The organism is Loktanella sp. Alg231-35 (assembly GCF_900143545.1).
Taxonomy (GTDB): Bacteria; Pseudomonadota; Alphaproteobacteria; order Rhodobacterales; family Rhodobacteraceae; genus Yoonia.
Window position 1 is genome coordinate 98,935 of the sequence record NZ_FREV01000006.1, and the last position, 15,710, is coordinate 114,644.

The window sequence follows — 15,710 nt, forward strand, 5'->3', positions numbered from 1 at the left end:
TTTCTCATCTTGACCAAGAAACTCAATTCCAACGTTCACCCCTAGTGCAAGTTATGCTGAGAACCGGTGCCCTCTTCGTCCAGCAGTCCCACCCCACTGCGGAACCGGTCCAACCGGAATTTCGCAGCCGCATCATGGTGGTTTCCGGTGGCCATCAGATGGGCAAAACTGAAGCCCGAGGCTGGCACGGCCTTGAACCCGCCGTAACACCAGCCGCAATCAATGAAGAGCCCCTCGGTCGGGGTTTTGTCGATGATCGGTGATCCGTCGGGTGTCATATCCATGATCCCGCCCCATGACCTTAGAACGCGTGCCTTGCCAATCATCGGCATCAGCGTCATCGCCGCGTCCATCACATGTTCCTTCATCGGCAGGTTCCCCCGCGCGGCATAAGAGGCGTAGAAATCAATATCGCCACCAAAGACGAGGCCCCCCTTGTCAGACTGACTGATATAGAAGTGGCCCATGCCAAAACTGACAACATGGTCAATCACCGGCTTGAGGCCCTCGCTGACGAAGGCCTGCAAGACATGGCTTTCAATCGGCAGGCGCATGCCCGCCATCGCGGCCACCTGACCAGAACGCCCCGCAACCACGATCCCCACCTTCTTGGCCTTGATCGCGCCGCGCGTGGTCTGCACACCTTTGACGACGCCACCTTCGATGTCGATACCGGTGACTTCGCAGTTCTGGATGATATCGACGCCGCGCTGATCCGCCCCGCGCGCATAGCCCCAGGCCACCGCATCATGGCGCGCCGAACCGCCACGCGGATGATAGAGCCCGCCATAGATCGGGAACCGCCCATTATCGAAATCCAGATAAGGGAGCAGTTCACGCACGCCGTCACGGTCCAGAAGCACCGCGTCATCGCCCTGATTGATCATGGCATTACCGCGCCGCGCAAAGGCATCGCGCTGGCCATCAGAGTGAAACAGATTGATCAAACCGCGCTGCGAATGCATCACATTATAGTTCAATTCCTGCTCCATCCCTTCCCACATCTTCAGCGAATGAGAATAGAACTCGGAATTGCCCGGCAAAAAGTAGTTGGCGCGCACGATCGTTGTGTTCCGGCCCACGTTGCCACCACCGATGTAGCCTTTTTCGAGAACGGCGATGTTCGTCAGCCCGTGTTCCTTGGCCAGATAAAACGCCGTTGCAAGCCCGTGACCGCCCCCGCCGATGACAATCGCATCGTATTCCGCTTTCGGCTCGGGATCGCGCCAAACAGGTTTCCAGCCCTTTTGGCCAAACAACCCCTCTTTGATCACCCGAAAGCCAGAATAACCCATGCCGCGTTCCCTCATGCTCCGCACGACACTAGCAACCATGATACCTGATTGCATGGTCTCTTTTCGACAAATGCCGGACGGTGGGCGACCTCATAGAAACCGTCTGGGTAGGCGGCGCAAATGGCGCGAAAGGACGGTCTCGAATGCGGCGGCTGCTTCGCTGGCTTCAAAGGCATCCAGCGGGATCACCGAAAACTGCCGCTGGTCCACCAGCAGAAACAAGAAGCTTTCAGTGCGCGCAAAACCCAGAAACAGCTTCCAGGGTTGCTGGTGATCACCTTCCAGACTGGACACGCCAACACCTGCCGTCGCGACAGTCGCGGTGATTGGCGCTTTGTATTTGCGCAACGCCCGAAAATGCCTGCGCCACAGCCTGTCCCGCAGCAGATCCATCGCAACGAAGACCAGCGCGCCCGCAACAAGCAACAGCGCAAACGGTCCCGGCACCCCTTGCCAAAAGAGGAACCCGGCGCAGAGCATCACAACGCCAGCCAGCCCATAGTTCCCTGCACGTCCCAGCGCCCGGTAGGCCCAAAGCTCGCCGCAGGCCCGCATAAAGCGGGCCTCGTCGATGGCATAGGTCACTGACACAGGTGGGCTAACTTCTTGCATCAGCGACGGCTTGCGTGCCGCAGGAGCGTAGAGTTACAGCCCCTTCGCACGATAGCTGTCAGCGACTTTGCGGATGGACACCAGATAGGCCGCAGTGCGCAGGTCCTGCACATCGCTGCGCGCATGCCACACCTGACGCATGGCCTGATAGGCTGCACGCATCGTGTCATCCAGACCAGAGCGCACCAGCTCTAGCTCACCCGCACCGCGCAGATAGCGGTCTTTGAAGTTCGGGCTGAGTTCCCAACCAAGGTCCTTGTCCGCCGACAAACGCTCCAACTCATCAATGACCAGTTGGTGACGGCTTTCCTCGGCCCGGCGCTGCATGCGGCCAAAGCGGATATGCGACAGGTTCTTGACCCATTCGAAATACGAAACGGTCACACCGCCCGCGTTTGCATACATGTCAGGAATGATCACACAGCCGTTGTCGCGCAGGATGTCATCCGCGCCCGCCGTGATCGGCCCGTTGGCCGCCTCGATGATCAGTGGTGCCTTGATGCGATCTGCATTGCTCAGGTTGATGACACCTTCTAGCGCCGCGGGGATAAGAATGTCGCAATCTTCCTCCAGCAATGCACCACCATCCATGTGATGGTTCGCGTCAGGATAGCCTGCCACGCCGCCATGTTTAAGGATCCATTCGCGCACCGCTTCGACGTTTAGACCCCTTTCGTCATGCAGCGCCCCGTCTCTTTCAATGATGCCAGTGATCAGAGAGCCGTCTTCTTCTGACAGGAACTTGGCGGCGTGATAGCCCACGTTGCCCAAACCCTGTACGATAACACGCTTGCCTTTCAGGCTTCCGCTGAGGTTGGCCATGGCTATATCTTCAGGGTGGCGAAAGAACTCTTGCAGGGCATATTGCACGCCGCGGCCTGTCGCCTCGACCCGACCGGCAATGCCGCCCGCGTTTGTCGGCTTGCCCGTCACACAGGCGGCACCGTTAATATCAGTGGTGTTCATCCGTTTGAACTGATCGGCAATCCACGCCATCTCACGCTCGCCGGTGCCCATATCAGGGGCGGGCACGTTTTGTGCTGGGTTGATCAGATCGCGCTTGATCAGCTCGTAGGCAAAGCGGCGGGTGATCAGTTCAAGTTCATGATCCTCCCAATCGCGCGGATTGATGCGCAACCCACCCTTTGATCCCCCAAAGGGCGCTTCGACCAAGGCGCATTTGTAGGTCATCAAGGCGGCCAATGCCTCAACCTCATCTTGATGAACGGACGGCGCAAAGCGCAAACCACCCTTGACGGGCTCCATATGCTCAGAGTGAACAGAGCGATATCCGGTGAAGGTGTGGATGTCGCCGCGCAGCCGGACACCAAAGCGCACAGTATAAGTGGCGTTGCACACACGGATCTTCTCCTCAAGTCCAGGAGCCAGATCCATCAGGGCAACGGCCCTGTTGAACATCATATCAACGGATTCACGAAAACTTGGTTCGGGTGGATTGGATTGCGTGTTCATGTGTCAGTCCTTGTTGGGCATTATTTGATTACAAGCGCAACGGACGTAAAAGTCCGCGATCCCACCATAGAACCGATTCGCAAGAAAGCGTCCAAAAAATGGGCAGCTAGATGAACCCACGGTGAATACCGCGTTTCTTGGCGCTAAACAGGGACGCCGCATTTGGCAAATTTGTTTCGGTAACGCCAACATTTGCCTCGCAACTGCCACAATGTGGCCACTTTACTCACCTAATTCCGCTGGAACGCCTTGCCGTCATTACTTTTTTTGCCAAGGCGCGCGTTGTTATGATATTTGTGAAGATGACGTAATCCGCCGCGCTGCTACGCCGGTTTCTGCCATTCGTATTCGGGGAACACCTAATGCTGCAAATGAAAGACACCACGACAAGAGTTTCGCTTCTGAAACAGTCGCGCGCTTCATTCTTGCGCCAGTTCGGCCGGGATGAAGACGGCAGTATTATTGTCATGACGCTGCTTTTGCTGATCGTGATGCTTGTGCTGGGCGGTATGGCTGTCGACTTCATGCGTTTTGAATCGCGGCGCGCTATGTTGCAAAGCGTGGCAGATCGGGCAGTGCTGGCAGCTGCTGAACTTGATCAGACGATGGACTCAAGTGCTGTGGTTGTCGATTTCTTTGACAAGGCCGGCTACGATGGCGCCATTATCGGGACGCCAACCGTTGACAACACAGGCAGCAGCCGCTCGGTTGCTGTCAATTCAGAGATTGACGTCAACACGTTTTATCTTCGATTGATCGGAATCGACACGCTGACAGCGCCCGCCCGTTCGTCCGCGGTCGAAGGCACAGGTAACGTTGAGGTGTCGCTAATCCTCGACATCTCGGGCTCCATGGGTAACTGGGTAGCCAGTCAAAGTACAACAAAGATGGAATTGCTGCGTGCGGCAGCAAAAGACTTTGTCGATGATCTACTGCTTGATGAGTATGACGACCGGATTTCGATCAATCTTGTTGCCTATTCACAGCACGTTGCAATTGGTGATGAGATTTATAAAGCGTTGAGAACGACGCCAGATACAATCACCGAAAGTGGTGTCGAAATCAGTTCATATGTGACCGTCGATGAGCCTCTGTTCGATGACGACGGTACGGCTCTTCCTGATCACGGGACCGACGTTGCGCTTGATCCAGGCCTTGGAAATACATTCACAAACCCAAGCCGTTGTGTTGATTTTCTTCCTGCTGAATACAGCCAGCTCGCGTTTAACACGGCGCGTGTTTATGAGCAGGTTGAGTATTTTCAGCACTACGATGACGACTGGCAGAACATGAACCGCCCCGTTTGTCCTGACCAGGGCTTTGAGGGCATCATTCCCATGTCTCAAGACCCCGATGCTTTGAAAGATGCCATCGACCTGTATCGCCCAACCACTTTTACCTCGATCCACCTTGGCATGAAGTGGGGTGTATCGCTGCTTGATCCATCCATGCGCGACCTACTTGGTGGTATCGGCAGCATTGACGATGTGTTCCGGGATAGCCGCCCAGCTGACTATGGCGACACGAACACTGTAAAATACATCGTTCTGATGACCGATGGTGAGAACGTGCGTGGGCGTCGGGTCGAAGATGAACACTATGACACCTACGAATGGCGCGCGACATGGTCAGAGTATCCGATGGATTATTGGCGCTGGAATATCTCATCCACGTCTTATGGCCGTGATGATCTCACTGATTTCCCGACCACAGCTGCTCTCCATGATCAGTGGATGCAAAGCATGTGTGATTTGGCGGACGACTACATTACGATCTTCACCATTGCGATGGGCTCAACGTCCCACGGCGAGGGCGAAATGCTTGAATGTGCGTCACAGCCATCCTTTGCATTCAATACCGACTTGACCAGCGCCGATGGTGAGCCTGGCATCGATGAGATCTTTGACAAGATCGCAAAGCAAATCACTGCATTGAGATTGAACCTCTGATGAAAATGCTGCAGCCGCTCATACGTTTCTGCGAACGATTTGCTAAAGATGACAAAGGCACGGTGACAGTCGAATTCGTTCTCGTGTTTCCGATGTTCTTTGGCTTCTTCCTGATGACCTACGAAAGTGGGATGATCTCGGCACGCCATGTGATGCTGGAACGCGGCGTTGATATTGCGGTCCGTGATGTGCGGATTGGTGTGCTGCCAAATCCGACACGAGAGCAACTGCGCCAGCGTATTTGCGATACGGCGTTGATTATTCCTAATTGCGAACAGCAGCTAGAAATCGAAATGCTGCGGCGCGATCCAACGGCGTGGGTTGCGGTCCCATCCACTGTGCGTTGTGTCGACCGTGGTGACATCAATGCTGACAACTCGGATGTTGATACAACGGCCAACAACCAGTTGATGGTAATCCGCGTTTGCGTGCGCATTGACCCCGTGTTGCCAACTACAGGTTTGGGAAAGGCGATTGTCGAAAGCAATTCAGATTCATCTGCGGACGGCTCTTATGCGCTTGTTTCCATGGCCGCCTTTGTCGTTGAACCCTTTAAGGTCGAGGATTGATCTTGCTGACTGAATTCCTCCAAGAGTTTCGCGACGACGAAGACGGTTCAATGGCAATTGAACTGCTGTTGGTAACTCCCATCCTTGTATGGGCGCTGCTATCGACCTTTGTGTATTTCGATCTGTTTCGCGTTGAGTCAAACAGCAACCGGGCCGCGCTGACGATGGCTGATATGTTCAGCCGTGAAGCGGCCCCCATCACGCCAGCATACCTGAATGGCGCACGCGAGGTGCTCCGTGCCCTTACATTTGAAGAGGCAAACCCCGACTATCGCGTCACTGTTTATCGCTACCGCGAAACCCAGGATGACTATCGTAGAGTGTGGTCAAAACGTCGTGGCCTTGGCGCTGCGCTAAGCAACTCTGACTTGGCCGATCTGAAGGCCGCAGATCGCTTGCCTCTTATGGCGAACAATGATCAGGCCATTTTGTTTGAGACGCGCACCGAATATGATGCACCGTTCTCGATTGGCCTAGGTCCGTTTAGCGGCACCGATCTGGATGACGTTACCTTCCAAACCTTTATCGTCATTCGCCCGCGCGAGGGACGTTTGTGCTGGGATCAAGACCCTGATGATGGGCTTGCTAACCAGGTTTGCGGTCCTTAATCCGCAACGCAATCTGTTCTGCCATGAACTTTGACTGACCGGCAGCTGTTACGCCCCCTACTCCAACACGGCGCCCGACGCGCCACCAAAGCCCCGGCGCCCAAGCGCGGGGTTTTTTGCTTTTCAGCACCAGCGTGAACCCATTCGATGGCTTCAACGCAAATGCACCGCGTGCCACAGCCTCAATCTCAGAAATTTCAGCCAAGAGCGCGCCCGTGCTGTCCCGCACTTCTGTTTCAGTCAGCGTGATGACTTGTGTTGTGGCGCGCCGCAGCTTTTCAGCTAGCAAAAGCATTGCCACCCCAAAAACCAGCATGAACACCATCCAGTGCAATGCAGGCGGGCGGGCCAGCGTTGTGTAGATGACAAACGCTCCAAGCAAGAACAACACACCATAAGCAAACCAACGCCGCCCTTGCGAGGCCTGAACAGTGGCATAAATGCCGTCTTGGTCTGGTTGAAACATGGCTTGTCCTTCACGCTTTCTAACGGCTTAGCCGAAGCGCCTGGGAATGCCTAGGCCGCGACGGCCTTGCGCACCAAATCCCAATAGATCGCCTCTATCGTTGCGGTCTCTAGTCGCCCATCCGTGCGATACCAATGGGAGAGCCCTGTCAGCATGCCGATAAGGGCCATTGTCGTGACCCGTGTATCGGCCATCTTAAAGACGCCAGCGGCCTCGCCAGCCCGTAGAATCTCTTCCAGGGCATCTTCATAACGATGCCGCATCGCCTCAATCTGGGCGAAGTTCTCGGGCGATAGGTTGCGCAGCTCCATGTAAGCCACGAACACTTGATCAGCGCGGGGCAGATGAAAGTGGATATGAAAGCGCGTAAAGCCTTCGAGCCGTGCCAGCGGATCACCAGATATGTCCGCCGTATCCCAAGCGGCTAGCAGATCGGTCATATGCGACCGCATCAATTCAAAAAGCAGGCTTTGCTTGTCGGGTGTATAATTATAAAGCGCGCCTGCCTGCACACCGACCTCTGCCGCGATCTGGCGCATTGAGACAGCGGCAAACCCGTGCTGGGCAATCAGTCGCAGCGCTGCCGCCTGTACCTTGGGGCCAGTGATGTCAGAATGAGAACCTTGTTTGCGCGCCATGAAAACCGTCTAACTGAACAATCGTTCAATTGCAAAGCCCGCAAATGCCATTGCCCCATGCCCGCGGCAAAGACTATGGTGCGCGCTATGCGACTAACCGCCCTTCTTTCCCTCGCACTTGGTGCCTGTACAACCTTTCCCGCGCTCGACGGCACCATCAGCGATGCCGCTCGGCAAGCGCCCTACCCCGATCTGACGGCGGTGCCCTTGGCCCCTGCTGCCACGGGTGCGGAGGAAGATGTGTTGTCCGGTCGCATCGCAGCGCTTGAGGCCCGCGCCGCCCGTATCCGCCAGATTGACATCGGCGCGTTGCAGTAGCCTTGTCTATTCGCTAGACGAAGGCCAAGACATTGCAACGATGGAACCCTGCCGCATGACTACACCACTACGCCTTGGAATCGCCGGTCTGGGCACGGTTGGGGTCGGCATTGTGCGGATCGTACAGAAACATGCAGCCCTGCTGGAACAGCGTGCAGGCAGGCCTGTGGTTATCAGCGCAGTCTCTGCCCGTTCCAAGACCAAGAACCGCGATGTGGACCTGTCAGCGTATGATTGGGAAGATGATCCGGTTGCATTGGCCAAACGCGCCGATGTGGATGTGTTCATCGAGGTCATGGGCGGCCACGAAGGCCCAGCCAAACACGCAACAGAAGCAGCCATTGCATCGGGCAAGGACGTGGTCAGCGCCAACAAGGCTTTGCTCGCGATCCATGGCCAGACACTGGCAGAAGCCGCCGAAGACGCAGGCCAAGTCATTCGTTTTGAGGCCGCCGTTGCCGGTGGCATTCCGGTTGTGAAATCCTTGACCGAAGGTCTGGCGGGCAATGAAATCAACCGCGTAATGGGCGTGATGAATGGCAGCTGCAACTACATCCTAACGCGGATGGAAGACGCCGGGCTTAGCTATGAGGCCGTATTTGATGAGGCTAACCAGCTTGGCTTTCTTGAAGCTGATCCAGAGCTGGATGTGGGCGGCATTGATGCAGGCCACAAATTGGCGCTTTTGTCCGCCATCGCCTTTGGCACGCAGGTGGATTTCGACGCGGTAGAGCTGGAAGGCATCGGATCGGTGACAATCGACGATATCCGGCAAGCCGCCGATATGGGTTACAAGATCAAGCTGCTGGGCGTGGCTCAGATGACAGGGCGTGGGCTGGAACAGCGCATGTCGCCCTGCTTGGTGCCTGACACCTCGCCTTTGGGGCAACTTGCTGGCGGCACCAACATGGTTGTGCTTGAAGGCGATGCTGTCAGCCAGATCGTGCTGCGCGGCCCCGGCGCGGGTGAAGGCCCGACCGCCAGTGCGGCGATGGGGGATGTCATGGACATCGCCCGTGGCGTGCGCATGTCGACCTTTGGGCAACCTGCCAAAACGCTGCGCAAGGCGCGCGCCGCACGTGCGGCCGTGCCCGCACCTTACTATCTGCGCATGCAGCTTCTGGACAAACCCGGCGCCTTGGCCAAAGTGGCCCATGCATTGGGCGAGGCCGGTATCTCAATCGACCGGATGCGACAGTATGACCATCAAGACACCACCGCGCCCGTGCTGATCGTGACCCACAAAACCACCCGCACCGCATTGGAAGAGGCCTTGGTTGATTTCAAGCAAACCGGTGTCGTCCATGGTGACCCAGTCGCTATCAGGATCGAAGCAGTCTGAAGCAAACCACAGCAGGTTTAGCGCAAACAGTCTTGTGGCCCGTGGCGCGACAGGCTTTAGGAAGATAAGCCATAAAGGACGCCAACCATGCCCGAAGCACTTGATTTCAACGACCGTAGCCTCTCGCTCGACCTCGCACGCGTCTCGGAAGCCGCCGCGATTGCATGCACCCCGCTGATCGGGCGCGGTGATGAAAAGGCAGCGGATCAGGCCGCGGTCGATGCGATGCGCACCCAGCTCAACCGTCTGGATATCGCCGGCGTCGTCGTGATCGGTGAAGGTGAGCGTGACGAAGCGCCAATGCTTTTTATCGGCGAAGAGGTTGGCACGGGCTCAGGCCCCGGCGTGGATATCGCGCTGGACCCGCTGGAAGGCACCACGCTGACCGCCAAAGACATGCCCAACGCATTGGCCGTCATCGCAATGGGGCCGCGCGGCTCCATGCTGCACGCGCCTGACGTCTATATGGACAAGCTGGCCATTGGTCCGGGCTTCCGCACCGGCGTTGTGACCCTTGATATGTCTCCGTCCGAGCGCGTGTCTGCATTGGCCGCCGCAAAGGGCTGTTCAACCAATGACATCACCGTTTGCGTGCTAGAACGTCCGCGCCACGAGGACATGATCGCAGAGCTGCGCAACACAGGTGCTGCGATCCGCCTGATCACTGACGGCGACGTCGCCGGTGTGATGCATTGCGCCGAGCCGGAACTGACAGGCATCGATATGTATATGGGGTCTGGCGGCGCGCCTGAGGGTGTGCTGGCCGCAGCAGCGCTCAAATGCATGGGCGGGCAGATCTTTGGCCGTCTGATGTTCCGCAATGATGATGAACGTGGGCGCGCAAAGAAGGCCGGGATCACCAATTTTGACCGCGTCTATACCCGCGATGACATGGTCACCGGCGATGTAATTTTTGCAGCGACCGGGGTCACCGATGGTTCACTGGTGCCGGGGATCAAACGCGAGGTTGGGTTTGTGACCGCCGAGACGATCCTGATGCGCTCCAAGACGGGATCGGTGCGCCGGATGATCTATCGCAACCCTCTGAGCTAAAGAAGACCGGCATTGTATGAATCGGGCGTGGCGCAGGCCGCGCCCTTTCTATATTGTGCCGGCTTATGACGAACACACCAGATCATGCGTTTTTAGAGGTTGAAACCTCTGCCACGGGCCGCCGTTGGATCGGCCCAACGGTGGAAGAAGACCGCCTTGCCGAGGCCCTCGCACAGGATACCGGCCTGCCTGCCCCGCTATGCCGCGTTCTGGCCAAGCGTGATATTACTGCTGCGAATGTGGACGGTTTTCTGGCACCTACACTGCGCGATTTGCTGCCCGATCCACAGGGGCTGCGGGATATGGACAAGGCGACCGGGCGTTTCCTGCAAGCCGTCGCCGCTAAAGAGCGGATTGCAATCTTTGCCGACTATGATGTTGACGGGGGCACCTCTGCCGCGCTCCTGATCTGCTGGTTGCGCGATATGGGGTTGCGCGCGACGCTTTATGTGCCGGACCGCATCGACGAAGGCTATGGGCCGAATGATGCCGCTATGGCAGCACTCGCCAAGGACCATGACCTGATTATCTGCGTGGATTGCGGCACACTTTCGCATGGGCCGATTGCGGCGGCAAAGGGCGCTGACGTCATTGTTCTTGATCACCACCTCGGCGGTGAAACCCTGCCGGATGCGCTGGCCGTGGTGAACCCGAACAGGCAGGACGAAAGCGGCGCGCTGGCGCATCTTTGTGCCGCGGCTGTGGTGTTTTTGATGCTGGTTGATGCCAACCGAAAACTGCGCGAGGCAGGCCAGAAAGGGCCGGACCTGATGGCGATGGTTGATCTGGTTGGTCTGGCAACAGTGGCGGATGTGGCCCCGCTTGTGGGCGTGAACCGCGCCTTTGTGCGGCAAGGACTGACGGTCATGGCACGGCGCAACCGCATTGGTTTGACGGCATTGGCGGATGTGGCGGGGCTGGATCAGGCCCCGACCAGCTATCATCTGGGCTTCATGCTGGGGCCGCGGGTGAATGCCGGCGGGCGGATCGGCAAGGCGGATCTGGGCGCGCGGCTGTTGTCGACCGATGATCCGAATGAGGCAACGGCACTGGCCGAGCGGCTCGACACCCTTAACACCGACCGCCGCGAGGTCGAGGCAAAGGTACGTGACCTTGCCCTTGAGCAAGCCACAGAACGCGGGCTGGACGGACCGCTGGTTTGGGCCGCTGGCGAGGGCTGGCACCCGGGCGTGGTGGGCATCGTCGCCTCGCGGCTAAAAGAGGCCACCAACCGCCCTGCGATTGTGATCGGACTGGACGGCGACGAAGGCAAAGGCTCTGGTCGGTCGGTAAGCGGTATTGATCTGGGGGCCGCGATCCAGCGGATGGCTCATGATGGGCTATTGATCAAAGGTGGTGGGCACAAGATGGCCGCAGGTCTGACGGTACCGCGCGACAAACTGGACGCAGCCATGGCGCGTCTGGGTGAATTATTGGCCAAACAGGGGGCAGCAGATATCGGGCCTGCCGACCTCAAGATCAGCGGCATCCTGATGCCCGGCGCGGCCACGGTTGAGCTGATCAACCAGATAGAAGACGCAGGCCCCTTTGGCGCTGGCGCCCCTGCCCCGCGCTTTGCCTTCCCCGATTGTCAGATACACTTTGCCAAACAGGTTGGCGCGAACCACCTCAAGATCAGTTTTGGCGATGGTCTGGGCGGGCGAATCGAAGGGATCAGCTTTGGCGCGATGGACGGGCCACTTGGGCCTATGCTGCTGGGTCACAACGGGGCGCGGTTCCATCTGGCAGGCCGGTTGGAAATCAACACATGGCAAGGGCGACAGTCGGTGCAGTTGCGGCTCGAAGATGCCGCCCCGGCCCACTAAATCGTCGTAGAAAAAAGCCACAAAAAACCTCTTGCGCGCCCGGCACAGTTTCCCTAAAAGCGGCGCACCAACTGCGGTCCCTTCGTCTATCGGTTAGGACGCCAGGTTTTCAACCTGGAAAGAGGGGTTCGATTCCCCTAGGGACTGCCATTGGTGACCTTCCCCAAAATTGAACGATACGTCCTGTTCTTTGGATATGGTGTTGGCTCTCTTCCCAAGCTGGGAAACTCTCCTGTATCAATATCGGCAAGTGTTGACCTCAGGCATCCGCCAAATCATCCAAGACAAAGGGCCACATCATGAGTGCATTCGACGAAGACCTGTTCCTGAAAGGGCTGGAGCAACGCAAGGCAACGCTCGGCGCGGAATATGTGGAAAAGAACCTTGCCGCCTCTGACGAATTCACCCGGCCATTTCAGGAAGCCATGACCGCGTGGTGCTGGGGCTTTGGCTGGGGGGACGATGTCATCGATGCCAAGACACGCTCGATGATGAACCTGTCCATGATCGGCGCATTGGGCAAAATGCACGAATGGGAAATCCATTGCCGCGGGGCCATCACCAACGGTGTTTCAACCGAGGAAATCCGTGCCATCATCCACGTGATCGGCATCTACTGCGGTGTCCCGCAGGCACTGGAGTGTTTCCGGGTTGCCCGCAGGGTGATTGAAGAAAAGTAGGCGCCGCATCGGGCGTCTACCTATCTGTCTGCCTACTCAGCCGCCTCGGCGTAGTCTACCATCGGCGGGCAGGTGCATGTCAGGTTGCGGTCGCCCCAGACATTGTCCACGCGATTGACCGGCGGCCAATATTTGTCCACGCGGAATGCGCCAGCTGGGAAACACCCCGTTTCGCGGCTATAGGGCCGATCCCAGTCCTTTACGAGGTCTTCCATCGTGTGTGGCGCGTTCTTGAGCGGGTTGTTCTCAGGGTCCATCGCGCCATTTTCAATCGCGCGAATCTCTTCGCGGATCCCCAGCATCGCGTCACAGAAACGATCCAGCTCTGCTTTGGTCTCAGACTCTGTTGGTTCAACCATCAACGTGCCAGAGACAGGCCAGGACATTGTTGGCGCGTGAAACCCGCAGTCTGACAAACGCTTGGCGATATCATCAACCGTCACATGTGCACTGTCGGCAAAGGGCCGCGTGTCGATGATGCATTCATGCGCCACCTTGCCAGTTGGCCCTTTATAGAGCACGTCAAACGCCCCTTCGAGCCGCTTGGCGATGTAGTTGGCATTCAAGATCGCAACTCGCGTTGCCTGTGTCAGTCCCTCACCGCCCATCATCAGGCAATAGGCCCAAGAGATTGGCAGCAGTGAAGGCGAACCAAATGGCGCGCCGCTCACGGCACCGTCGCCTTCGTTGGGGTCGCCGGGCAGATGCGTGATCAGGTGATCTTTGACACCAATTGGCCCCATGCCGGGTCCTCCACCACCATGCGGAATGCAGAAGGTTTTGTGCAGGTTAAGGTGGCTGACGTCACCGCCAAGATCGCCGGGGCGGCTAAGCCCGACCATCGCGTTCATGTTGGCGCCGTCAATATAGACCTGCCCGCCTGCGTCATGGGTAATCTTGCAGACGTCAATCACGGTTTCCTCGAACACGCCGTGGGTTGATGGATAGGTGATCATGCAGGCGGCAAGGTTGTCGCCATGCTCGGCCACTTTGGCCTTAAAATCCGCCACGTCGATATCGCCGTTATCGGCTGATTTCACAGGGACAACTTTCCAGCCCACCATCTGGGCAGAGGCAGGGTTTGTGCCATGCGCGCTCATCGGGATAAGGCAGATGTTGCGATGCCCGCCGCCACTGGCGCGGTGGTAGCTTGCGATGGTCAAAAGCCCCGCATATTCACCCTGCGCACCGGAATTTGGCTGCATCGAGATCGCGTCATACCCGGTGATATCGCAAAGCTTAGCTGAGAGATCATCAATCATCTCGGTATAGCCTGCCGCCTGATCACGTGGGCAATATGGATGCAGAAGCGAGAACTCGCGCCAACTGACTGGCATCATCTCGGCCGCAGCGTTCAGCTTCATCGTGCAGGATCCAAGCGGGATCATGGCGCGGTCAAGGGCCAGATCACGGTCTGCAAGGCGGCGCATATAGCGCATCATTTCAGTCTCGGCCCGGTTCATGTGGAACACCGGGTGGGTCAGGTATTCGCTGGTGCGGATCAGCTTGTCTGGAATGTTGTAGTGTGGGGTATAATCCTTGTCCTCGCGCACGATCCCAAAGGCCCGCCAGACCCGTTCAATTGTCGCCGGACGGGTGCGTTCATCCAGCGTGATGCCGACCTTGGTCTTGCCGACAATCCGCAGGTTGATACCTTCTTCCAGCGCCGACTTGACCACCGCCGCTTGCAGTGGTCCGACATCCACGGTGACCGTGTCAAAGAAGGTCGCAGGGCGCACATCAAAGCCGCCTTGCTTGAGCCCTTCAACCAAACGCGCCGTCTTGCGATGAATGCGTTGCGCGATGGCCTTGAGGCCGTCAGGCCCGTGGAACACACCATAAAAGCCCGCCATCACAGCCAGCAGTGCTTGCGCGGTGCAGACGTTCGAAGTGGCTTTTTCGCGACGAATATGCTGCTCGCGGGTTTGCAGGGACAGGCGGTAGGCACGGTTGCCGTGGCTATCGATGGAAACACCCACAATGCGACCCGGCATGTTGCGGGCGTAATTGGCCTTGGTCGCCATATAGGCGGCGTGTGGTCCGCCATAGCCGATGGGCACGCCAAAACGCTGGGTGGTGCCAACGGCAATATCAGCCCCCATCGCACCGGGTTCTTTCAGCAATGTCAGCGAAAGCGGATCAGCCGAGATGACGCCAATCGCTTTGGTGTCGTGCAGTTTCGCAATCTCAGGCGTGAAATCCCGCAAATGACCATAGGTGCCGGGGTATTGGAAGATGGCGCCAAAGACGGCTTCGGCGTCCAGATCGTCGGGATTGCCAATGGTGATCTCAATGCCCAGCGGTTCAGCGCGGGTTTTCATGACGGCAATGTTCTGCGGGTGGCAGTTCTCGTCGATGAAAAAGCCCTTGGCTTTTGATTTGCTCACACGTTGGGCCATGGTCATGGCTTCAGCGCAGGCGGTCGCCTCGTCCAGCAGCGACGCATTGGCAATTTCCAGGCCTGTCAGATCAGAAACCATCGTCTGGAAGTTCAAAAGCGCCTCAAGCCGCCCTTGGCTGATCTCTGGTTGGTAAGGCGTATAGGCGGTGTACCATGCAGGGTTTTCAAGGATGTTGCGCTGGATCACAGGCGGCGTCACCGTCCCGTGGTACCCCTGCCCGATCAGTGAGGTCAGCACCTTGTTCTTGGAGGCTGTGACACGCATGTGGTGCAAAAGCTCGCGTTCTGACTTGGCCTTGCCAAAGTCGAGCGGCTCTTTCTGGCGAATATTCGCGGGCAGCGTGTCGTCAATCAGCGCGTCGAGATCTTTCTCGCCCACCACTTTGAGCATTTCTGTCATTTCTGCCGGGGACGGGCCAATGTGGCGACGGTTGGCAAAGTCATAAGGCAGGTAGTCGGTGGGCGTGAAAGTCATCTGAT

At 57.6% G+C, this 15,710-nt stretch carries 14 protein-coding genes and 1 tRNA gene; 9 read left to right on the forward strand and 6 right to left on the reverse strand.

Annotated elements, in window-relative coordinates; all coding sequences use genetic code 11:
* Positions 1 to 41: 41 nt before the first annotated feature.
* From DHN10_RS15140 to DHN10_RS15150, 3 genes are all read right to left on the reverse strand, one after another.
* Positions 42 to 1,295, reverse strand: coding sequence for a sarcosine oxidase subunit beta family protein (locus DHN10_RS15140; RefSeq protein WP_108816343.1), 1,254 nt, complete (start codon positions 1,293 to 1,295; stop codon positions 42 to 44).
* A 90-nt stretch (positions 1,296 to 1,385) separates the two neighbouring features.
* A complete protein-coding gene (locus DHN10_RS15145) occupies positions 1,386 to 1,907 on the reverse strand; it encodes a YcxB family protein (protein WP_108816188.1) in 522 nt (173 codons plus the stop codon).
* 33 nt (positions 1,908 to 1,940) lie between these two features.
* Positions 1,941 to 3,380: a Glu/Leu/Phe/Val family dehydrogenase gene (locus DHN10_RS15150; RefSeq protein ID WP_108816189.1), complete on the reverse strand. Its 1,440-nt coding sequence runs from the start codon at positions 3,378 to 3,380 to the stop codon at positions 1,941 to 1,943.
* 371 nt (positions 3,381 to 3,751) lie between these two features.
* On the opposite strand from DHN10_RS15150, the gene DHN10_RS15155 reads away from it, so the two are divergent.
* The 3 genes from DHN10_RS15155 to DHN10_RS15165 are packed head-to-tail and all read left to right on the forward strand — an operon-like array spanning position 3,752 to position 6,506.
* Positions 3,752 to 5,329: a TadE/TadG family type IV pilus assembly protein gene (locus tag DHN10_RS15155; protein ID WP_159087016.1), complete on the forward strand. Its 1,578-nt coding sequence runs from the start codon at positions 3,752 to 3,754 to the stop codon at positions 5,327 to 5,329.
* On the forward strand, positions 5,329 to 5,898 hold the full coding sequence (locus DHN10_RS15160; protein WP_108816191.1) for a TadE/TadG family type IV pilus assembly protein: 570 nt from the start codon (positions 5,329 to 5,331) through the stop codon (positions 5,896 to 5,898). Before DHN10_RS15155 ends, DHN10_RS15160 begins: the two co-directional genes overlap by 1 nt.
* 2 nt (positions 5,899 to 5,900) lie before the next feature.
* On the forward strand, positions 5,901 to 6,506 hold the full coding sequence (locus DHN10_RS15165) for a TadE/TadG family type IV pilus assembly protein (protein WP_108816344.1): 606 nt from the start codon (positions 5,901 to 5,903) through the stop codon (positions 6,504 to 6,506).
* On the opposite strand, the gene DHN10_RS15170 is transcribed toward DHN10_RS15165, so the two are convergent.
* Together DHN10_RS15170 and DHN10_RS15175 are read right to left on the reverse strand one after the other, a co-directional pair.
* Positions 6,484 to 6,972, reverse strand: a complete 489-nt coding sequence (locus tag DHN10_RS15170; protein ID WP_108816192.1) for a hypothetical protein — start codon at positions 6,970 to 6,972, stop codon at positions 6,484 to 6,486. The genes DHN10_RS15165 and DHN10_RS15170 overlap by 23 nt on opposite strands.
* A gap of 50 nt (positions 6,973 to 7,022) precedes the next feature.
* Positions 7,023 to 7,610, reverse strand: coding sequence for a TetR/AcrR family transcriptional regulator (locus tag DHN10_RS15175; protein ID WP_108816193.1), 588 nt, complete (start codon positions 7,608 to 7,610; stop codon positions 7,023 to 7,025).
* Positions 7,611 to 7,667: 57 nt separating this feature from the next.
* Between DHN10_RS15175 and DHN10_RS15180 the strand changes: the two genes are divergently transcribed.
* From DHN10_RS15180 to DHN10_RS15205, 6 genes are all read left to right on the forward strand, one after another.
* Complete coding sequence (locus DHN10_RS15180) at positions 7,668 to 7,928, forward strand: hypothetical protein (protein WP_234417149.1); 261 nt, start codon at positions 7,668 to 7,670, stop codon at positions 7,926 to 7,928.
* Between the two features lie 55 nt (positions 7,929 to 7,983).
* Positions 7,984 to 9,270: a homoserine dehydrogenase gene (locus DHN10_RS15185; RefSeq protein ID WP_108816346.1), complete on the forward strand. Its 1,287-nt coding sequence runs from the start codon at positions 7,984 to 7,986 to the stop codon at positions 9,268 to 9,270.
* A gap of 87 nt (positions 9,271 to 9,357) precedes the next feature.
* Entirely contained in the window at positions 9,358 to 10,323 is a 966-nt protein-coding gene (gene glpX / locus DHN10_RS15190) for a class II fructose-bisphosphatase (protein WP_108816194.1), read from the forward strand.
* 65 nt (positions 10,324 to 10,388) lie between these two features.
* The gene (gene recJ, locus DHN10_RS15195; protein WP_108816195.1) at positions 10,389 to 12,149 is read left to right on the forward strand and encodes a single-stranded-DNA-specific exonuclease RecJ; all 1,761 of its coding nucleotides are present in this window, start codon (positions 10,389 to 10,391) and stop codon (positions 12,147 to 12,149) included.
* A 75-nt stretch (positions 12,150 to 12,224) separates the two neighbouring features.
* Positions 12,225 to 12,299 (forward strand) — tRNA-Glu (locus tag DHN10_RS15200).
* 149 nt (positions 12,300 to 12,448) lie between these two features.
* Positions 12,449 to 12,829, forward strand: a complete 381-nt coding sequence (locus tag DHN10_RS15205; protein ID WP_108816196.1) for a carboxymuconolactone decarboxylase family protein — start codon at positions 12,449 to 12,451, stop codon at positions 12,827 to 12,829.
* Between the two features lie 32 nt (positions 12,830 to 12,861).
* Here the strand turns inward: DHN10_RS15205 and gcvP are convergent, their stop codons facing one another.
* Positions 12,862 to 15,705, reverse strand: coding sequence for an aminomethyl-transferring glycine dehydrogenase (gcvP, locus tag DHN10_RS15210; protein ID WP_108816197.1), 2,844 nt, complete (start codon positions 15,703 to 15,705; stop codon positions 12,862 to 12,864).
* Between the last annotated feature and the right edge of the window lie 5 nt (positions 15,706 to 15,710).